Annotated in this window: 17 protein-coding genes and 3 pseudogenes; 12 read left to right on the plus strand and 8 right to left on the minus strand. The window is 58.1% G+C overall.

Going from position 1 to position 20,289, the window contains the following annotated elements:
- Positions 1-127: 127 nt before the first annotated feature.
- Positions 128-925 (plus strand): non-homologous end-joining DNA ligase, encoded by a 798-nt coding sequence (gene ligD / locus AB4Y34_RS30090; RefSeq protein ID WP_368718129.1) that lies wholly within the window; start codon positions 128-130, stop codon positions 923-925.
- Here ligD and AB4Y34_RS30095 read toward each other — a convergent pair.
- Positions 922-1,143, minus strand: coding sequence for a hypothetical protein (locus AB4Y34_RS30095; RefSeq protein WP_255208802.1), 222 nt, complete (start codon positions 1,141-1,143; stop codon positions 922-924). The genes ligD and AB4Y34_RS30095 overlap by 4 nt on opposite strands.
- Before the next feature lie 395 nt (positions 1,144-1,538).
- Here AB4Y34_RS30095 and AB4Y34_RS30100 point away from each other — a divergent pair, with 395 nt between their 5' ends.
- The 3 genes from AB4Y34_RS30100 to AB4Y34_RS30110 all read left to right on the plus strand — a co-directional run bounded on the left by AB4Y34_RS30100 (position 1,539) and on the right by AB4Y34_RS30110 (position 4,246).
- Positions 1,539-2,444, plus strand: coding sequence for a hypothetical protein (locus tag AB4Y34_RS30100; protein ID WP_368718070.1), 906 nt, complete (start codon positions 1,539-1,541; stop codon positions 2,442-2,444).
- A gap of 65 nt (positions 2,445-2,509) precedes the next feature.
- A complete protein-coding gene (locus AB4Y34_RS30105) occupies positions 2,510-3,289 on the plus strand; it encodes an ATP-binding protein (RefSeq protein WP_368718071.1) in 780 nt (259 codons plus the stop codon).
- Between the two features lie 198 nt (positions 3,290-3,487).
- Positions 3,488-4,246 (plus strand): inositol monophosphatase family protein, encoded by a 759-nt coding sequence (locus AB4Y34_RS30110; protein WP_368718130.1) that lies wholly within the window; start codon positions 3,488-3,490, stop codon positions 4,244-4,246.
- A 161-nt stretch (positions 4,247-4,407) separates the two neighbouring features.
- On the opposite strand, the gene AB4Y34_RS30115 is transcribed toward AB4Y34_RS30110, so the two are convergent.
- On the minus strand, positions 4,408-4,608 hold the full coding sequence (locus AB4Y34_RS30115) for a hypothetical protein (protein WP_368718072.1): 201 nt from the start codon (positions 4,606-4,608) through the stop codon (positions 4,408-4,410).
- A 441-nt stretch (positions 4,609-5,049) separates the two neighbouring features.
- Here AB4Y34_RS30115 and AB4Y34_RS30120 point away from each other — a divergent pair.
- Positions 5,050-5,655: pseudogene (locus AB4Y34_RS30120) on the plus strand (SOS response-associated peptidase family protein); the annotation flags it as partial.
- A 721-nt stretch (positions 5,656-6,376) separates the two neighbouring features.
- On the opposite strand, the gene AB4Y34_RS30125 reads toward AB4Y34_RS30120, so the two are convergent.
- From AB4Y34_RS30125 to AB4Y34_RS30140, 4 genes are all read right to left on the minus strand, one after another.
- Positions 6,377-7,021 (minus strand): transcriptional regulator, encoded by a 645-nt coding sequence (locus AB4Y34_RS30125; RefSeq protein ID WP_176112145.1) that lies wholly within the window; start codon positions 7,019-7,021, stop codon positions 6,377-6,379.
- A 136-nt stretch (positions 7,022-7,157) separates the two neighbouring features.
- Positions 7,158-8,294, minus strand: a complete 1,137-nt coding sequence (locus AB4Y34_RS30130) for a succinylglutamate desuccinylase/aspartoacylase family protein (RefSeq protein ID WP_368718073.1) — start codon at positions 8,292-8,294, stop codon at positions 7,158-7,160.
- A gap of 58 nt (positions 8,295-8,352) precedes the next feature.
- Positions 8,353-9,498 carry a succinylglutamate desuccinylase/aspartoacylase family protein gene (locus tag AB4Y34_RS30135; RefSeq protein ID WP_368718074.1) on the minus strand — a complete coding sequence of 382 codons (1,146 nt, stop codon included), beginning with the start codon at positions 9,496-9,498 and terminating at the stop codon, positions 8,353-8,355.
- Between the two features lie 108 nt (positions 9,499-9,606).
- On the minus strand, positions 9,607-10,581 hold the full coding sequence (locus tag AB4Y34_RS30140) for an ornithine cyclodeaminase family protein (protein WP_368718075.1): 975 nt from the start codon (positions 10,579-10,581) through the stop codon (positions 9,607-9,609).
- Positions 10,582-10,822: 241 nt separating this feature from the next.
- Here AB4Y34_RS30140 and AB4Y34_RS30145 point away from each other — a divergent pair, with 241 nt between their 5' ends.
- The 3 genes from AB4Y34_RS30145 (at position 10,823) to AB4Y34_RS30155 (ending at position 14,154) form a co-directional block, all read left to right on the plus strand.
- On the plus strand, positions 10,823-11,611 hold the full coding sequence (locus tag AB4Y34_RS30145; protein WP_368718076.1) for a transporter substrate-binding domain-containing protein: 789 nt from the start codon (positions 10,823-10,825) through the stop codon (positions 11,609-11,611).
- Between the two features lie 92 nt (positions 11,612-11,703).
- Entirely contained in the window at positions 11,704-12,948 is a 1,245-nt protein-coding gene (locus AB4Y34_RS30150; RefSeq protein ID WP_368718077.1) for an NAD(P)/FAD-dependent oxidoreductase, read from the plus strand.
- Between the two features lie 84 nt (positions 12,949-13,032).
- Complete coding sequence (locus AB4Y34_RS30155; RefSeq protein WP_368718078.1) at positions 13,033-14,154, plus strand: aminotransferase; 1,122 nt, start codon at positions 13,033-13,035, stop codon at positions 14,152-14,154.
- A 589-nt stretch (positions 14,155-14,743) separates the two neighbouring features.
- On the opposite strand, the gene AB4Y34_RS30160 is transcribed toward AB4Y34_RS30155, so the two are convergent.
- The gene (locus tag AB4Y34_RS30160; RefSeq protein ID WP_368718079.1) at positions 14,744-15,109 is read right to left on the minus strand and encodes a LysR substrate-binding domain-containing protein; all 366 of its coding nucleotides are present in this window, start codon (positions 15,107-15,109) and stop codon (positions 14,744-14,746) included.
- Between AB4Y34_RS30160 and AB4Y34_RS30165 the strand changes: the two are divergent.
- From AB4Y34_RS30165 to AB4Y34_RS30180, 4 genes and pseudogenes are all read left to right on the plus strand, one after another.
- Positions 15,063-15,341, plus strand: a pseudogene (locus AB4Y34_RS30165) (transposase); the annotation flags it as partial. The gene AB4Y34_RS30160 and the pseudogene AB4Y34_RS30165 sit on opposite strands and share 47 nt — an antisense overlap.
- A 406-nt stretch (positions 15,342-15,747) precedes the next feature.
- Entirely contained in the window at positions 15,748-16,773 is a 1,026-nt protein-coding gene (locus AB4Y34_RS30170; protein WP_368718080.1) for a ParA family protein, read from the plus strand.
- Entirely contained in the window at positions 16,770-17,705 is a 936-nt protein-coding gene (locus AB4Y34_RS30175) for a hypothetical protein (protein WP_368718081.1), read from the plus strand. The genes AB4Y34_RS30170 and AB4Y34_RS30175 overlap by 4 nt, the downstream gene beginning before the upstream one ends.
- A 627-nt stretch (positions 17,706-18,332) precedes the next feature.
- Positions 18,333-18,735 (plus strand): annotated as a pseudogene (locus AB4Y34_RS30180) (transposase); the annotation flags it as partial.
- Between the two features lie 191 nt (positions 18,736-18,926).
- On the opposite strand, the gene AB4Y34_RS30185 reads toward AB4Y34_RS30180, so the two are convergent.
- Positions 18,927-20,036 carry a tyrosine-type recombinase/integrase gene (locus tag AB4Y34_RS30185; protein WP_368718082.1) on the minus strand — a complete coding sequence of 370 codons (1,110 nt, stop codon included), beginning with the start codon at positions 20,034-20,036 and terminating at the stop codon, positions 18,927-18,929.
- Positions 20,037-20,289 lie beyond the last annotated feature (253 nt).

Genomic DNA, 20,289 nt, shown 5'->3' on the forward strand with positions numbered 1-20,289 from the left:
CAACGTCCTGGAGCCCGAACTCGACCAGAACTGACAAGGAAAACTACAATCGACACCGCGCAACGCCCCAACCCCGCCGAATCGGTCACGTTCCCGAAATCGGCGGTCACGTTCGCCGAAATCCGCAATAGCCGAGTGGGCATTGCCATATCTGCACTGCCGGCCGCTTGCACTGGTGCGCGCGCCCGACGGCATCAACGGCGAGTTGTTCTTTCAAAAGCACAGCGAGCGAGCACGAATTCCTGGCGTCGAGGAACTGCCCACCGCCGTCTATCCGAACCATGCGCCACTCCTGGTTGCGAATACAGCAGAGGCACTCGTCGGGCTCGCGCAGATGAGCGTCGTCGAAATTCACTCATGGAACGGAGTTGCTCCCGACCTGGCGCACCCCGACCGCGTGATATTTGACCTTGACCCGGACCCGGCCCTTCCCTGGTCAGCGATGCTGGAGGCCGCAATGCTGGTCAGGGTCGTCCTTGACGAAATAGGCTTGCGGTCGTTCGTGAAAACCAGCGGCGGCAAAGGCTTTCATATCGTCGTTCCTTTGACACGCCGCCAAAGCTGGGAGGAAGTCAAAGCATTCTCGCAGGCGGTCGCGCAGCACATGGCGAGGGTGGTGCCTCAACGATTCTCGGCCGTCCTCGGCCCGAAGAATCGCGTGGGAAAGATTTTCATCGACTATCTGCGCAACGGCCGGAGCGCAAGCACCGTCGCGGCATTCTCTGTGCGTGCCCGACCTGGACTGGCCGTGTCGATGCCCATAGCGTGGGACGAGCTGAGCGAGGTCAAAAGCGGCGACCAGTGGACGATGGCGAAAGCCGTTGCGCGGCAACAGTCCCTTCACAATGACCCGTGGGAAGGCTATTGGCGCACCCGACAGGGAATAACGGTCGCGATGCGCCGTGCGGTGGGAATGAAACGCTAGCTTCGAGCCTCCGTACCCTTCAACTCGCCATGCTTGTGAGAGTGCGTCGCACCGTACTTCAATTCGTAGTGCGCACCCTTTCCGCTCCTGGTGGGTGGGAAATGCTCCCCTTCAACGCATGTCACTTCAAAGGCGCCTTTGCCGTCGTCGTGGACCACCGAGTAAATGCCAGAGACCTTCACGATCTCACCCGGCTTATAAGACTGCTCGCCTGCCATCATCGCCTCCTATAAAGAGTAAAAACAGCGAACAGCAATCGACGTACCCTGAGCCGGACGCGCCTCAGCAGTCGGATTTTACTTACGGGGCTAAAAAAACGAGTCGCGCCTTGGCTCCTGGTTCCATAGCCGGTGCGTCTGAACATAAGGCAAGCGTTTCGGACATCCCGTTGCACGCACAGGTGTTTTAATGTAGCTGGTTTATTGGTTTACCGTGTCGTCGTATCGACGTCGACACCCGGTGCTCGTCCTCCTGCGCGTACCGCGCATTGCGGAGGCGCGTTCTCCCGGACTGTTGCTCGCCTCCGCGACCTGTAGTCCAGTCAGACCCCGAACTGGAATCGACGTCGAGTGCGCTTTTGCGTTCGAAGTCATCCTTTCAATGAGAGGAAAACATGCGCATGCTGTCGCACTCCGGAGCGGCTGCCGACACGCAGCTCGTGCAGCTGCTCGCCACCGGGGAACTCGACAAACGTCCGCGCCGGAAGCCCGATTTTGCTGCGGAAAACGAGGCGCTTCATACATTGGCACGAGCGCTTGGGGCACCGGATGCGGTCATGCTACAGACGCTTGTCGAGACGGCACAGGCGCTTTGCGGCGCGGGAAGCGCGGGCATCAGTCTGCGAGACCGCGACCCGACGCGGCATTCGTCGTTTCTGTGGGTCGCCGTGTCCGGGCGATGCGCCGCATATGTGGACCACGTCATTCCGTCCGATGACAGCCCCAGCGGCGTGGCGCTCGAGCTGGACTCGCCGCAGCTTTTTGCTTTTCCCAAGCAGCGATTTGCTTGTCTGAGGGAAATCGGGCCGGAGATTACTGAAGAACTCGTGGCGCCGATTCCTGGCGTATCTGAGCCATGGGGCGCCCTGTGGGTGATGTCGCATGGCAAAAAACACCACTTTGATAATGAACATCGCCGAATTCTGGCAAGCCTTGCGAACTTTACTTGCGCCGCCTTGAACATCCGGCAGGCCAAAGCCGATGCGGAATCACGCGCCGCAGAAGCCGAGGCGGCAAGGCGCGCGCTCGCCGAAGCTGAAGCCAACAAGGACAACTTCATTGCGCTGTTGGGTCATGAACTGCGTGGTCCGCTTGCTCCGGTCGACAGCGCACTGTCGGCTGCCCAAAGGCTGGCAGCGGAAAGTCCTCCCGTGCTGTCGGCTTTGGCCGTCGCCAACCGGCAGGTAGCGCAACTGAAGCGCATCGTCTCGACCTGCTGGACGCTTCACGCATCAGAACCGGCAAGCTTTGCGTTCGCTATGCTCACGGGCTTCTCGGTGACATCATCAAGGATGCGATAGGCGCAGTCCGCGAAGAAGCTGAGAAATACCGGCACACCTTACGCGCGGAACTCCCACGATACCCGGTGACAGTGTATGCAGACGCAGGCCGTCTGACACAGGTTTTCTCGAACCTCCTGGGCAACGCGGTTAAATACACGCCACCCGGAGGCGAAATCACACTCCGCGTTGAGGCACCAGACCCAACGCTGATTCCTGAGCATGATTCAACGCCGAGGGAAGTCGTCGTCACCATACGCGACAATGGCATGGGCATCGCGCCTGAGCTGCTGCCACACGTCTTTGACCTCTTCACGCAGGCTCCCGGGGTCCGGATGCGCACAGAAGGAGGCCTGGGCGTGGGACTGTCCGTCGTCAAGTACCTGGTGAACGCGCACCAGGGCGAGATTGCAATTTCCAGTGGGGGCGACGGCAACGGCACCGAAGTCACCGTGCGGCTGCCCATTGTCTGTCGAAGTGCGGTTGCGCACGTTGCGTCCACCACCCACGAGATTCCCCCCGCCCGCATCCTGCTTGTCGACGATATCGCCGATGCGACCGAGGCACTGGCGATGTTGCTAACGTTGGACGGCCATGAGGTGAAGCGAGCGCAGAGTGGACCGCAGGCCCTATCGATGATTGAATCCTTCACGCCGGACGTCGCACTGATTGACATCAACATGCCCGGCATGGACGGCCACGAGGTTGCAAAGCTGCTGAAGCAGCGTCCACAGTGCGCATCGACCCGCCTCGTCGCGCTCACTGGTTTTGCGGGAACGACTTCGGAACGTTTGGCAGACGAATTCCATTGCTATCTCGTCAAGCCGCCGTCGCTTGACGACCTCGTTAAGGTGTTACGAACGTGACCCGGGCCCACACCAGCGCAGCCGCATTCCTGTTGACTCGCATCTCTTCGCCTGGGTTCGAGACCGCCGCGACAGACGCCCCGCCAGTAGACCGACGGTCCGGACACGGTTTCAAGCTGCCGCGGCATTCCGTCTTCCTCGGATTGAGGTCCCAAACGGCAGGCGCACTTTGCAGTTAAGGAGTAACACGTGTCGCCGATGGACATCCACAGGTTTCTCGAATCGCTTGGACACGAAGCGCGAGCGCTCGCGTTGAAGCATTTCAGAACGAGGTTCGACGTAGCAATGAAGTCCGACGAGACTCCCGTCACAATCGCGGACCGCGAGATAGAACGACGGCTTCGTGAACTCATCCTGTCGCGGCATCCATCGCACCACCTTGTCGGCGAAGAGGAAGGCGGAGAGATTGCAGACGGCACAACCTGGGTGATTGACCCCATCGACGGTACGAAGAGCTTCGTATCGGGTCTACCGCTATTCGGGACGCTAGTAGCGGTGCTCGAAAGTCGGCTTCCTGCCTACGGCATGATTGAAGTCCCAGCACTGCGTGAGCGCTGGATAGGCTACGGCAATCAATCTGTTCTCAATGGCACTCCGTGCAAGGTCAGTCCATGTACGCGATTGCGTGAGGCCCGACTGTGCACAACCGACCCACAGATTTTCACTGGCGAAGCGGCACAAGCCTTTTCAACGCTGTCGCGCTCCGTCGCAATCTCCCGGTTCGGAACCGACTGTTACGGTTATGCCTTATTAGCCTCCGGGTACGTTGACCTCGTCGTGGAAGCAGACCTGGAAATTTACGATGTGATGGCGCTAGTGCCTGTCGTTCGAGGCGCGGGCGGCATCGTTACTACCTGGTCGGGTCATCCAATCACCGAACGTTTCGATGGTACGGTCATCGCGGCTGCGACTCTGGAGTTGCACGCCGAGGCGCTTCGAGTCCTCGGAAAACCGTAACCGCGCCACCCGCTGCATTGGCCAAAAGCTACAGCGGCATCTGCTTCGCGGCATCTGGCACTTCTCGAATCAATTCCTTTGCTTTGGGTGACGGCAGCCATTGGCCCACGCATGAGCGACGAGCAGTTCTTCTCCGACCTGATGGTGGAAACCCAATTTATTCAGGTGTTAGCATCGACCCATTCCCGAGCCCATGAGATGCCGGCAGCCATCGCTTCTACTTCCGTTTGAAAAAGCTCGAGTACGCCGCTTGCCCCAACCAGTCTTCCGGCACGAAGCACCGTCCCACTTGCGGCAAAGACCTCGCCCTCGTGAATTGAATGCCCGTAGAGAGCGTATCCCTTGTAAATCTCTGCTTCCATCGCGTTCGTCAGGGGTAGCGCCTCATCGCGTCTGTCGGTGCCGGAGGCGACTCGGACGAGAGCCCGCCATGGCGCGAACGTTCATCGTTAAACAGAATCCGCAGGCGCTCAAGTGCGACCAGATTCGAGCGGGTCTCATCGCGCCATGCCCTCTGAACTGCACCGCAGAGGCCGTCCATCTCAACCACAAGCTGACGCATCCTGACAACGTCGGTAATCAGGCGCCGGACGGTGTCATCGTACTCCGACCCGGACCCATGCTGTCGCCATAGACGACGCAGCTCTGCCAGCGACAACGAGGGCATCTGCGGCATGGTACGAGGAGGCACGGCGATGTCTCAAACACTGTATGGATATACAGTATCATGTATCTTTGGCGCTTCCGTCAATGCCCGCAAATTTGAATATCATGGCCGGGAATCAATGGAGGGATTCATGTGCAAGCTCGAAGACTTGCAGCGCACCGAGCCTAAGCCGCGAGACTCGCGCATTTTTCCGGGACACTACGCGCCCGTCATGGTTATGGAAAATGGCCGTCGGGTCGTGAAGCCAATGCGCTACCAGTGCCGCATTGCTGGAAAGCCTGCGTCTTATGATGTCAAATATCCGGGGACCTACAACGCGCGCCGGGACAATCTCGAAGGCTTCTGGAAGCCTTTTTTCGGATATTCGCACGGTGTCATGCTTGTCGACGTCTTCTATGAAAACGTCCAGAAGGCCAAGTTTGAGGGAACGCTATCCGAGAAACACGACCAAAAGGAAAACATCGTATTGGAGTTCCGCCCGAGCAACGGTGAACTGATGCATGTGGCCTGTCTGTGGTCGAGATGGAGCGCGCCAGGAGAATCAGACCTCTTCTCGTTTGCCGCCATCACCGACGAACCGCCACCGGAAATCGCAGCGGCCGGCCACGACCGCTGCATCATTCCAATCAAGCCGAAACATATCGACGCCTGGCTTAACCCGGATGCGTCGGACTTGGCGGCAATGTACGCGATTCTTGATGACAGGGACCGGCCGTATTACGAGCATCGTCTGGCCGCGTGAACGCGCGCCAATTTCCGACCAACTACGCATGGACCTTTGGATTCAATCTGGTGCTTAGTGTGCTGACCTCCACGGCAAGTCGGCCAGTGAGCCGCCGCATCGTGGCCTTGTGCTCAACGGCATCGGGTCTATCGAGAATGCCCGGCGAGAGGAACACTACAGCTGCACACAGTGCCGGGCGGCGTTCGCTCGCATTCTTGCTGGACCGTCGACAAGCCGGGTTTGGTTGTTGCTGAACGCAGCGCAGCATTGAAGAAGTGCCCGACAACCGATGGTGGGTACGCTACGCGACACTCACCTGCTCAATGCATTTAGTTTTTACTGACTGATGGCATAGCTGGACGAGCGCGCCGTACGCCCGTCAAAGGTCGAGTCGCCCATGCGGCCATCGTTTTGTGCGTGACGACTGCTCGCGTTTGGCAGCATATGTAACGGAGACCTCTCAGGTTTTCTTGAGCGGGTCTTCATCGGACCGGGTTCGGCAACGAACGGCCGGTCGAGGTCGTCTTCCAGTTAGGCTTACCGAGGTTTCATCCGGCCTCGCTCAATGGCCGGTTTGCAGCGGGCAAATTTCAGAAGGCACTGCCTCGATGCGACCAATTGCGGACGATCTACCGTTGGATGCAGTGGACGGTCCATGTTCGCCTTCAGGCGTAAAACGGGAACTCAGCGATGTTCAATCAACGCATTGCGTATTCATGCCCCGGGAGACCTTGCTGAATCAAGCCGCCGCGCCTCGCAGATCTCTTATATGCTGATAGACGGTCGCGCGGCCCATTCCCAGGACATTTGCGACATAATTCGCGGCGCTTTTTCCCTTGAACGCCCCTTCGGCCCATAGAGCTTCGACGAGCTCGCGACGGTGATCACGAGTAAGCGAATTCAGCGCCAGCTGACGTTCCTGGAGCCATGTGTGAAGGAAAGTGTTGATGCGTTCCTGCCAGTCATCCTTGAACAGCTCTTCGGGCTGTTTCACCAGGCCTGCACCGGTAATCACACGGTCAATCACATGCTTAATGTCTTCGAACACTGCAATGTTGTAGTTCACGCACATCACGCCGACTGCGCTACCGGCATCGTCAAACAGTACGGTACTGACGCACCGCATCCGCCTGCCATCCCAATTGATCTTTTCGTATGGACCGACAGTACCCGACTCCGCGGAATGGTCGATCTCCTCCAAAGCCGAGTCGTCCCCCAACTCCCGCTTCGAGAGATTATTGGCGATATAGGCGACCGTCTGACTTTGCAAGTCATGGATGACGATCTCCACATACGGGAAAAAAAGCAGTGCAACGCCGTCAGCGACACGGCTGTAGCGCTCCAATAGTAGCCGACGTCCGGCCGTTGTCTTGGGCTTTCGCATGGGTGGGTGCTTGCAGGTTGGGAAGCTCACTCTGGGGCGCGAATCGCAGCCCAGAACCGGAGTGTCCGCATTTTGCCATGAGACACATTGCAACAAGTTCGCCGGTAGCGCAGCGCTCTGCGCCAATGAAACTGATTCAGTCATGCAGTAGCTTTCCGGCAACACGTTCGGGTAGGGCCGCCTTGCCGGCGATCATAGCGATACGCTGGCCTGGCGTCAGCAGATGAATGTGCGAGCGCGCGATCAAAACACCTGCGGTAGGCGCCACCACCGCTACGCGTTGCGCCGGCACTATATCGTCGCAGCGAACGACCTCTGCAATCGTCTCGCCGCGCTCGACTGAAGCCCCGCACTGCCGCTTCCAACTGATCACGCCGGCTGCCGGTGTTGCTACATGGGAGACGGCGTTCAGCGCAAAAATTTGCGACTCACGGCCAGGCGCCGCTGCCCTTCCAGCGACGGGAGCCGCCATGATGCCTTCCCGGCGCAGGAAGTCGATCAGTCCGGCAGCATCGGCGGCTGCCAGATCGTCGCTGACGTCGCGCTGCCCGCGCAGTTCGACGACAGCGGCAAATCCTGTCGACGCATCACTACAGAGTTCAAGACGCTTAATTTCTCGCCACGCGTCGCGAAATGCCTGATCGAACGTCCCGCCACCCGCCTCATCTTCCAGAATCAACGCATGCGCTTCCATGCAACGTGCCAGAGCTCTGGCTCGGTCTTCGAACTCCCACGAACTATAGATATGCATGACTGCAATCTTGTCACAGTGCAGGTCGAGCACCGCATCATGCTCAAAACCGACGGCAAGCAATTGCAGCTTCAACGCCTCGACAGGGTTCGCCGCCGCCTGGCGATCCAGAGTTGCCTGTTTCAACCATGCTTTAATTTCTGCAGCGGACGCGGCACGCGGCCGCGTCACGTCGAAGCTTGCTGCGATCGTCGGCCGCAGATCGAAAAAGTTACGATCAAAATTGCCCGTTCCACCGAGATCGAACCTGCCGCTGAGGTGTCCCATCACATGCTGATTCATGCCAACGGGGTTGGCCCATCTTGACACTGTCACCTGATGCAGCAGTTCGCCGTCCTGTTCAGCGCGAGTCAGAGCGGAGAGAAGATGCTGGATTACGAGCAGTCCGGGCACTTCGCCCGCGTGAAGTGCCGCCTGGATGTAAAGCGCCTTCCGACCCCACGATGGACCGAAGGTGTGATGGCAGAGACTGAGGTCCGCTCCGGGACCTGTGCTCTGGAGCGTGACGTGCCGCGTCTTCATGGTCCTGCTTCCCCTGATTCATTGAGGAGTTTCCCGGCCAGCGTGAGCCCACCGGCGCTCAAAAATCAAGCAGCAAACTGCCCGCATGCCTGTCCCGCACCGGACGTTTGCCAGCCAGAAGCGCCGCTCTTTCTCCGGGGCGAACAAGCTTCTTGAGTTGCCTGACAATCATCAGTCCGTCCACGGTACTGAGGATCGGCACCCGCTGGTTGAATTCACGGCCATCAAGACGCACCACTTCGGCAATCACTTCCCCGACGCTGACCCGGTCCCCCGGTGCTTTCCGGTAGACAATCACTCCGGCGCACGGACATGGCACGTGCGACGCTCCGTCGAGCGGGAACACGCTAACCGTCTGCATCCCCGGCGAGGGCGTGGACAAGGCTTGGGCAGTCAGCACGCGTTCGCTCTCGAGAAAGCGCAACAGATTCGACGCATCGGCGGCTGCAAGTTCGTCATTGACATCGGCCTGTCCGCGCAATTCGATGGTGGCGCTAAAACCGCTCTTGTCCTCGGAGAGCAAACCGGCCGCCTGAACTGTGCCCCATGCGCTGGAATGCACCTGATCGAATGCGCCGCCGCCGGCGTCGTGCGGCTCCAGCATCACAACGGGCGCGCCCATGATCTCGGCAAGCATCGTCGCTCGCCTGGTCTGAAGCTCGGACGCATAGACATGCGCAATGCAGTCCGTATCGCAATGCAGGTCCAGAACGATGTCATGTTCGATCGCCAGCCTGGCCAGTTCCAGTTTCAACGCTTGCGATGGCGTTGTCGCCGTCGCTTTGCCCAACATGTCGGCGAACAGGGTCTGGTATATCTCTGGGGTGTCCGTCCGATCTGACACATCGGCGACGTGCGCGGCAACCTGCTGGTCGAGCCGCGGAAAGTTGCGATTGAAGTTTTCGCCGTTCTCGAAATCGAAGCGGCCTACAACTGCGCCGAACAGCCGTTGCGACATACCGATCGGATTTGCGTAGGGCACAACCGTCACGAGGCCGTCGATTGACCCTGCGGCGTCGAGTTGTACAAGCATCGCCAGGAGGTGCTGAAGCACCAGCAAACCGGGATGCTCGTCAGCGTGGAGACCTGCGTGCAAGTAGACACTGCGTCCATTACCTCGTTTGCCAAACTGGTGCGCCAAAAGCGTCAACTGAACTCCCGGTGCTGGCGACGGAAGCTGGATATCAAGGCGCCGATAGGTCATGGATGCATCTCCTGCTCGTCCAGGTACGTTCGTGCATGCGGGACCACATGCTGATTTTGAAGCGCAACGCAGCATCTGCGTTGCGCGAACTCTTTAGCCGCCAGGCCATCATTGGGCGCGCGACTGGCCCTTCAGGTACTTAAAGAGTTCATAGGCTATCGCAACGTCTTCAAGGCCGAGTCCGATGGACCGGAAGAATGCATGCTTCCGAAAGGACGGCTTGATCGCCTTGCCGCACAAGAGTTCAGCAAGATCGCCCTGCACGGCTTCGGCTCGCCAGTCATGAAGTTCGGCAGCCAGCTTCATCTCACCTGCGGTGGCTGGGGTGGTTCGGCGGCAATCACAATAGACATCCATTGCAGGGAGCCACGCGGGTGGTATTTCGTGGGCATTGGCGACGTTGGTGCTGATTGATGTGATAAGCGCCGGCTTGTGAAGCATGTTCTCGTGAAGCACCGGCGTACCCGATGAGGTACACAGGGCAATCACGTCGGCGTCGGCGACGCAGTCTTCGATCCGTGTGCAAATGGAGACTCTGCCGTCCAATGCCATCAACTGCTCACGCTTTGCCGTGTCGGCCGCAAGTTCGGGCGAGAACACCTGAATCGTGCGCCATGGACGCACCGACACCAGGTGGCGTAAATGAGCCTGCCCAACCGCGCCCGATCCAATAATAGCGAGCCGGGCGGCAGCATCGGCGGCAAGATGTTCGACCGCGAGTGCCGTCGCGCCAGCGGTGCGCTCAATTGTCAGCTGGCCCGAGTCGCACCACATCAGCGGCTGTCCCGTCTCCATGGACATCAATGCCGTCCATGCTGTGATAACCGGCTTTGCCTCCGTGACGATGTACGGCGACAGCTTCGCGCCGAACACCTTTGCGTCCGCCATTACGCCCAGATACGTGATGAAGTCTCCGGCACCCTTGGGGAAAAGAGCCAGCGTCTGCGGCGGTTGCACCGCCATGTCGTTTCCGAGCGCGCGAAACATCTGCGCCAATACGCGACGCACGTCGAGGTGAGGTAGCGCGTTCCTGACAGCATGCTGGTCGACGATCAGGGGCAATCCGTTCTCTGTCTGACTCATTGAAACTTCGCTCCACATTGTTGCCGGGTCCGGCGGTGGAAGAATGGTAAGCCAATGTGTCCAGTTTGGACATTTATTTTTGAAATTGCTTGCTTTTCTCCTTGTCCAGAATAGACTGTCAATCCAGAGGCAGCAGGGGCGGCACGTCAGCAAGCCGTCTTACGCGATGTCTCCATAGCGCCGCACTGAAACCACGCTCGCGCACCCACTCGTTGCCGCCCACATACACAGGGGACTTCCTATGCTTCGCAAGCTTGAACTTTCTTTCATTGTCGCTGCCGCGTTAACGGGCTCGCTCGGGACTATCAGTGCGCATGCGCAGGACACGTTGCGCTTCGGCATCGAGGCGGCCTACCCGCCGTTCGAAAGCAAGTCTGCGAGCGGCCAACTACAGGGCTTCGACATCGATGTGGGCAATGCCGTGTGCGCCAAGCTGGCTGTCAAGTGCATCTGGGTGGAGAACGCGTTTGATGGGTTGATCCCCGCGCTGCAGGCGAGGAAGTTCGACGTAATCAATTCCGCAATGAACATCACAGCCAAGCGCAAGCAGTCTATCGACTTCACCAAGCCGATCTATGTCGTTCCGATTGTTATGGTTGCGAAGCGGGACTCGGGTTTGGCACCCGACGTGAAGAGCCTTCAGGGAAAACGCGTGGGCGTGCTGCAGGCATCGTCCCAGGAAGATTTCCTGAAGCGCCACTGGGAAAACGCGGGCGTCACTATCGTTTCGTATTCCGACCAGGACCAGGTGTACGCAGACCTCATTGCCGGACGCATCGACGCTGCCGTGCAGGAAGCGCAGACAGCCCAGGACGGTTTTCTGAGTAAGCCGGCGGGCCATGACTATGCGATCCTCGGCAAACCTCTTGCCGATCCAGCGACGCTCGGCGAGGGAACGGGATGGGGTCTGCGCAAGGGCGACAAGGCATTGGTTGCGAAAGTCGATGCCGCGCTCGACGCACTCAAGAACGATGGCACATTGAGCAGTCTTTCGCAGAAGTATTTCCATCGGGACATCATCGCGAAGTAAGTGATCCTCGTTGGGCGAGACATCCCTGCAGCAGATCGTGTGAGCCTCCCCGGGCGCTAATCCGATTCGGACAACCAAAGCGAAGCGAGTTTATGGATTTCGATGTGATAGTGCTCGGCGCAGGGATCATCGGCGTGTCGTGCGCGGTGCAGTTGCAGGACCGCGGTCTGAGGGTCGCCCTGGTGGACCGGCGCGCTCCAGGCGAAGAAACGAGCTTCGGCAACGCGGGGCTGATAGAAAGTTCTTCAGTTGTACCGTACGGTTTTCCGCGCGATCTCGGTACATTGCTCCGTTATGCAAAGAATCGCTCGACCGACCTGTACTGGGACTACCGGGCGTTGCCGCACTTCGCAAGCTGGCTGGCGCGCTTCTGGTGGGAGTCGTCCGCCGAACGATTGATGGCTGCCGCGCATGACATGTTGCCCTTGATCCAGCAAAGCGTGGCGGAACATGACCGCCTGATCCAACGCGCGCATCTTGGCCATCTCGCTCGCGACAGCGGCTGGATGGATGCGTTTCGCACGCCGCGGGAGTTCTCCAGGCAGGCGCAGGTTGCCCACAGCCTTGCGCGAACCCATGGCTTGCGAGTCGCAGTGCTGGATGCGGCGGCGCTATCCGCACGCGAACCCGGTATTGCTGACGGATTTTGCGGCGCGCTGCATTGGCAGGACCCGAAGAGCATCGTCAATCCTGGCGAACTGACCAAAGGTTATGCACGTCTTTTCGAGGCGAACGGCGGCGCCCTGCTGACTGGCAACGCCACCACGCTCGATGCACACGCCGACGCCTGGATAGTTCAGACTGCGTCTGGCCGTATCAGCGCACGACAAGCCGTGGTGGCGCTCGGCCCCTGGTCTGACACGGTCTACGGGCCGCTCGGCTATCGCATCCCTTTGCGTGCGAAACGTGGGTATCACATGCATTACAGCCCTACCCGGCCGATGTTGCAGATGCCGTACGTCGACGCTGAAAAGGGCTACGTCGTGGCGCCGATGGAAGGGAGCTTGCGGCTGACCACCGGCGTCGAGATCGCGCGGCGCGAAGCCAGGCCCACGGGTATTCAGCTGGAACGCGCGGAGCGTGCGGCGCGACCCGCTTTTGGCCTTGGCCACCGAATGGACGCTAGTCCATGGCTCGGCCTGCGTCCATGCACACCCGACATGCGTCCCGTGATCGGTCCCGCTCCCCGCCACCGCGGACTGTGGTTCGCTTTCGGGCATAACCACCATGGACTCACGCTCGGTCCGGTGACGGGGCGGCTCCTGGCTGAGATGATGACAGGAATGCCGACGTTTTCCGATGCAACGCCCTTTCGCCCCGAACGGTTCTGCCACTAGGCAGGCCGATGCTGTCGACGAATAGAGGACATTACCACCTGCTGCAGAACTCAAACAGGTTACTAAACAATCAAGGAGTGTGACATGCGAATCAAGGACTTTGGCGTCGAGCGCTGGATGGATCTATATGAGACGAAGTGCACGTACAACCTTGCTGAAACGTGCGTCGAATCGCTGACCGTGGACCAGTTGTTGACGCTCGCCGGCAAACAGGACAGCATCCTCGATGAGCTGCGCGGGCTCAAGCTCACATACGGCGCAATCGAAGGCTCGGCGCGATTGCGCGAAGCGATCTCGGCAATGTACGACCGTCAGTCACCCGAAAACGTGATCGTCACGCACGGTGCTATTGGTGGAAATGCGTTGGTCTATGAGACGTTGGTCGAACCGGGCGACACGGTGATTTCGGTTCTGCCGACCTATCAGCAGCACTACTCCATCCCTGAAAGCTACGGCGCCGATGTACGAATTCTGAAACTGCGCGAAGAAAATGACTTCCTTCCCGATCTGGCTGAATTGCGCAATCTCGTTAACGATAAGACCCGGCTCATCGCGATCAACAACCCGAACAACCCCACTGGCTCGTTGATGGACGAAGAGTTTCTCACCAAGGTCGGTGACATTGCGCGATCGTGCGGAGCCTACGTGTTGTGCGACGAGGTTTATCGCGGCACCGATCAGCACGGCAGCGGCTATACCGCATCGATAGCAGACGTCTACGAGCGCGGCATCAGCACGGGCAGTATGTCGAAGACGTACTCGCTTGCCGGACTTCGTCTTGGATGGATCGCCGGCCCCACAGACCTGATTCGTGCCGTCGCAATCCATCGTGACTACAACACGATCAGCGTTGGGATGATCGATGACCACTTTGCGTCAATCGCGCTGGAGAACCGGGCAAAGATTCTCGCCCGCAACCACGATATTGTGCGCACTAACCTCGCACTGGTGGACGCCTGGATCGCCGAGGAACCCTCCATCTCGTATGTAAAGCCGAAGTCGGGGACGACCGCGCTGTTGAAGTACGACCTGTCGATGAACTCCGTCGAATTTTGCACACAACTCATTCAGAAAACCGGCGTCATGCTGACGCCCGGCAGCGCACTAGATATGGAAGGTTATGTGCGTCTGGGCTATGCGAACAATCGGAAGGTGCTGGAGACGGGGCTGCGCAAGATGTCGGAGTTCCTTGCCGCACATCACTGACTGATGCAAACGCTCGCGGTTGTTTCGGACTGGATTTTATACATTGACTAGCGGTGGGAATGCCGGACTTTTCGACGCTTTCCGCCGGCGCACCTTGTGTGGTCCGGGCAGGCGCGGATTCTTTCCGGTACATGGACCGGTTGAATCCGCCCACCAGGAGCAGACAAAGATCGAAAAATGCACCGCCGTCCGGTATGGGTCGGGAGTCCGCACTGCCGACTGGCCGCTTCGGGGCCGCGAAATTCCGGTGAGCGCTTTCGAGCGATGAGTTGGGGGAGTGGACTGACCGAGCCCGACCCTCAAGAGACATTCGACCCAGCGCGAGGGATATGGCCGGTTGCAAACTGGATCGGCCATTCGCGCGGCGTCTCGGCAGGTGCGTTGTCGGCCAAAGCCGCCATTGGAACGGGCTGGGTTTCAGGTCAGCAATGCGACCCATTGCCGACCATGGCGGCTTCGAGCATCCGAGAACTCACGTTCATCGGGGCGAAGCGCGCGAATCTGTGCCACGAGGATGTCGTTGGCCGGTATCCATTTCAGCGGCGTGCTCGCAGCTCACGGATGTCACATCGGCCCTCGCAGAAATGCTTCAGTCCAATCGTCCTTGACCTGCAACCTCAACCAAAGTGTCGACCACATGGCGCACCTTGGGTCGCAAGTGAGCTACCTTCGGCCACACCGCGTGTACGTCTATAAGCTCATTTGAAATGTCGTCGAGGACTGACACCAACGCGCCTGACTCCAGATATGGCCTTAGCAGGGACATCGGCATCTGGCAAACCCCCATGCCCGCGACAGCAGCTTCCACAATTGAGTCTCCATCGCTAATCTGATGAGTCCCGGGCGGCGAAATGCGTTGCGTCTGTCCGTCAATATGCACACGCCATGAAAGTGGTTGACCGCGCCGATACCGGCGCATTCGACGCTGGGAACACGAACAGATACTGGAAGCCATGCAGCGACGGCTCGACCGGAATCCCGACGCAATGACGATCCGGCGCAGCACCGTTGAGCATGTGTTCGGTACGCTCAAACACTGGATGGGTGCCACGCACTTCCAGACTCGAACCCTCGCACGAGTGAGCACTGAGATGAGCCTTCAGGTGTTGGCTTACAACCTGAAGCGAGTCATGAGAATACTCGGCGTTGCGAAGACGATGAAGGCGATGCGAATCGCTGGAAGCTGAGGTCCTGCGGGGCCTTCGTGATGCTTACGACCTTAGAGCTGTCGCAAAGCCACCAACTACGGTCGGCCTGTCCGGCAACCTTCCCCTCCATAGCCGTAAAACGGCTTCCACACGCCCTCGGCCATCTAAGGACGCTCGCCCAAGACTTTCCAATGACGGTCGAACGTCGGCTTTAGGTTCAGCAGCCGCCTTGCTTACGGGAGAGGCAACTATCCGGTCCGAGCCATGCCTCTGCATAGGCAACTTCGACAGCAAGCTGACCGCGTCGAAGCCGAACCCTCCGCAAATGGATACGGTCTACTGGAAGCAAATCACTTTGTTCGCGCGGGACCGAACTCAATCCAGAGTAAAATCATAAAACAACCACATAGCAGCGAAGTATCCGCGTCGTTTGATCAGGTAGACCATGAAAAAAATCGCGATTTTTAATCACAAAGGTGGTGTCAGTAAATCCACGACGACATTCAACCTTGGATGGGCCCTCGCAGAAGCGGGAAACCGCGTTCTTATTGTCGACTGCGATCCGCAATGCAACCTAACGGGGATGGTGCTCGCCTTGAAAGGGCTTGACGATCTTGGCGACTTTTATGAGGCACATCCTTCCGCCAATCTTTATACAGCGGCCAGAAGGGCCTTCGAAGGGTCACCGGAAAAAATTGTAGCGGCAGAAATCGTAGAGACTGCGCAAGAGAATTTGTTCTTGCTTCCAGGTCACATCGACACTGGTCTTTTCGAGCCTGACTTGGCGATGGCGCATAAACTCTTGGGCGCCATGTCGATTTTGCAGAATTTACCAGGAGCGCTCGGATTTTTGCTCGACGAAACAGCCAAAGCAAACAAAATCGATTACGTATTCCTCGACATGAGTCCTAGCGTTGGGGCTCTGAACCAAAACTTGTTGGTGTCCTGCGATTATTTCATCGTGCCTGTCGCGCCTGATTACTTCAGCTATCTCGCCATCGACTCGCTTTCGAAAACTCTGCCTCGGTGGGCCATCAACGCCAATGAGCTACGCTCCCGCTCCGGGCCACAAATCTATAAGTTACCCGCGTCTAATCCCCGTTTCATGGGAATAGTCTCCCAACGGTTCAACGTTAGATCAGGCAAAGTAACGAATGCCTATCAAAAATGGATTGATAAGATCGTGGCCCGGTGCCACGAATCGCTCATTCCTTCCTTGCAGAGCGTTGATATGATGCTGCCGGAGGAAAGATACCGTTCAGTGCTCGGGGACGGTTGGGAGATTGCGCAAGTTCCCGATTTCCATGGCTTGCTGGGGAAATCCCAAGAACATTCGAAGGCGGTATTTGCCTTGACTGACGATGACCTTGACATGTCGGGGAAGGTCGAGAAGACTTACATCGCATCAAGGGATAATTTCAAGGAAATATTCAAGTCGTTCGCAGCTAAAGTCGTCGAGCTTGCAAAATGACCGGAGTTGCTCGACTGCATCAATTCAAAGCGGGACTCTTCTGGCCGATTCGAACAAACCTTGCGCCCGGGGAGTTCAATCTCAGATATCGTGGAAGAGAGTATGTCCTTAATCTTTCCCAGCCCCAGTATATCGACACCGGTATATCCGGCGTGAGTGTCCCGGCGTTTTCTTTTACCTTGATCGAGATTAAGTGGACCAAGCCGCATCAGCTTTCTGGAGACGAGCTCGTGGCGTGGGCGAGATCGGCAAAGGCAAAACTCTTGGAGGAGGCGGAATCATTTCAGAACCACTTCATTGATCTTCTGTTCACCAGCTCTGTTCGGCTCAATAGAAATCTCGACCAGATTCGGCATTTCGGAGTTGTCGATTGGGCCGCCAGTTACGTGACGGTGAACGATAGTCCGCTTGGGATTGAATTATCACCTCAGGCTATGGCCCTTGTCTCGGATAATCAGCTCTCAATCCCAACAGGCGATCTCCGGGCCGAAAACGTCAGCTTTCTGCAAAGGACGCTCCAGAGAGCCTATCGCATTGCTAATTCTGGCTATCCCACCGAGAGTTTGCTTCTGTCGGCGGCGGTGGTGGACGCGACCACCCAGCAGTTCCTCGAAAAGTCTATGCAGAAACGGGGGCTTTCGCCAGAATCCGCCAAGGAGTTGCTTCGGAACACTACAACAAAGCGTCTCAAAACCTATCTCGATCCTGTACTTAAGTTGGTGGCGACCAGATCGCTTAGTGACGAACAGCCCGGCTTATATGAACGGCTGATTCGTCTGAACGAGCTTCGAAATGATGCGATTCATAACGGCAGAGAAACTTCACGAAGCGAAGCCATTGATGGATGCAAAACTGTATATGAGGTCGTGAGTTTCTTGCATTCAATCGACGGTGATTGCGCGGAGGCCCCGGTTGCGCCGTTCATTTGTTGAATCGAACCGCTATCCGCTAGAAATGCCGGCTTCACGGCCGGCAAAAAGCGGAAGCGTTGCCAAACTGACGCGAGGCAAACGGCAGCTAGCCGTGCGTCCCGTCTAACATGAGATCAGGTGCAAGTAGCGGCGACTTCCCTCCACCAGCATTACACCGGCTTCAACGGTAATACGGGCCTCTCCGTCACCCCAAGGCGTCCGGCCTGTCCCTCGCGGGCGTCCGGTTGGTCATCCCTGACCACGCCAGGGGGCTTCCCGTGTTGCGTGCGCTTGCCTTGTGTACATGCTGTCGCCACTACCCCGGCGCAGCGACTGGGCGTCCTGCCTGCTCACTCACCCAGCCGTATCAGCCTTCCCCGACATGGCTCTCGGGTCGGCCTGCGCATCGACCTTTTCGAGGCTTGCTCGGCGTTCACTCGCGTTACGGCCTGCACACCCGCGCTGTCACCGTATTTCGTGACACGCTTCACCGAACGCTTCAACCGCTTCGTTAGCTTCGTTAGCTTCGTTACCTCCACGATTGCTCCGAATTAGAAAGGACTTTCCCGATCCCGTGGCGTAGCGATATGCCACGATGGTTGGTGCTGGCAATCCATCTGAGAAGGGGAAAGTCATGGACAAGATTGTATCGGCGTCGATCTCGCCAAGAACCTGGTCGTGGTACACGGAGTCGACTCAATGGAGCACGTGGCAGTCAGAAAGGCGATCTCAAGGCAGAAGTTTCTCGACTGGTTTGCCAATCTCGAGCCCTGCCTGTTGGCCATGGAAGCCTGCAGCGCAGCCCACTATTGGGGCCGAAAGCTACGCGCGCTCGGCCACGAAGTCCGCCTGATCGCCCCGCAGTTCGCCGCAGCCTACCGCAAAGGTGGCAAGCACGTGAAGAACGACCGGCTGGACGCAGAAGCCATCTGTGAAGCGGCGAGCCGCCCCGTATGCGTTTCGTCGCCCTGAAGACCGCCGACCAGTAGAACGTGCTGGTGCTGCACCGATGCGCAGCGGCTTTGTCGAGGAACGTACGGCACTCGTCAACCGCCTGCGCGCCGAACTGTTTGAGTTCGGCGTGTTCCTCCCGCAAGGCTCCCTTCGCATGATTGCTCGACAGTGTCCGCCGCTGTTAATGCACAGTCTTCACGAATAACCACGAGCGGTTGATCATGCACGATGCAGTTCGTGTCCGGGCGCAGAGATGCATCGTCGCTTTAGCGAAGGGATACCGAAAGGCTAACGAGGCACATCCACGCCTGTAAGCAAGGCATCCAGGTCGTCTCGCGCTGCCTGCAATTCTTGGGCTGCAACCGTCAGCCGAGCTATGTGCGGCGCGGCCGGTGTTCCTTCTTGCAACTTTCGGAAATGAGCTTTTAAGGCGAGCGACGTGGACTGCGCTTGCTGTGCAGCAATTGCCAATCGCTCGACCGCCTTTGCTTCTGCAACAAGGTTCTTCGCGGTTGATGGGATGCTGCGGGCGGTTGACCGGAAAAACTCGTGACCGAGAAACTCCTGCACTTCCGCCGGCGAGTACCGACCACACGTCAGTGCGCTTCGTACAAAGGTATTGCGCAAGATGCCCGCGCCGCCTCGCTGCGCGTCTACGTTGGCGTCTTTGAGCCAGCCGGATACTCGCCGATACAGCGCTGATGGACAAAGAGCGTTGCCTTTGCGCGTGGCGGGGCAGAGCAGCGGACCAGGGATAGAAAGACTTACGCGCTCCATAAGCCACTGATCCAGCCATTCTCTCCATGGCCCGTCCGGAAGCACACGCGTGGTGTGTGCGCAATGAGGACATTCCGGTATAACTCGGATGACGTAACGACGTTCATCAAAGCAACTCACTGGCAGTTGGGTCAACTCATTCGCCCGCAAGCCGGCGCCAAGAAGAAGTGCGGCCATCGCTCGGTCACGCCCTCCCTTCCATCCTTCAATCTCACGCAGCCTGCTAATCAACGCGTCTTGCTCAGCCCTTTCCAGCCATGCCGGAGGCGGGACGTCGGGCGGGCTCTCCTTGGCGACTTCGAGCGAAAGCGGATTTGTTTGTACCAGTCGGCATGACAAGAGATACCGGTATACCTTGTGTAGCAGTTGGCGGTAACGACGACGCGAAACTGGTGCAAGGACGTGCGTGTCGAAGAACTCGGTGGCGTCCATGGGCGTCGCCTCCAACACGTTTAGTCGGCGGTCCGCCAAATGCCGGACCCAAATTGCGAAAATTGAGGTGTATGCCTCCTGCGACGATTCACGGAACTGCCGTTCAGGGGCGCGCTGACCATCGAGCCAAGAAACAAATGTTTTCTCTGGCTCCTGAACCCAGTTGGCAAGCCTATCCTCTTGGCGCAATCGATCTCCACCTTTTATCGGGTTACCAAGTAAAGAATAAGTCGTCGCGCGTCCTGAAGGCGAGCAAAACGCTGGTTCGCTGCGTAAAAGCAAGGATCACTTTTGAAACATACCAGATAAGAGAGAAAAATTATCGTTAGGCCCGACTGACTTAATTGTTCTCCGACCGACTTAATTGTTTTCCTTCAGTTGTGCGCTCATATGGGATCTACGAGGCTTCCTCACTCTCCTTGACATGCAAGCAATCTCTTGC

Source organism: Paraburkholderia sp. BR10954 (assembly GCF_040965775.1).
Lineage (GTDB): Bacteria > Pseudomonadota > Gammaproteobacteria > Burkholderiales > Burkholderiaceae > Paraburkholderia > Paraburkholderia youngii.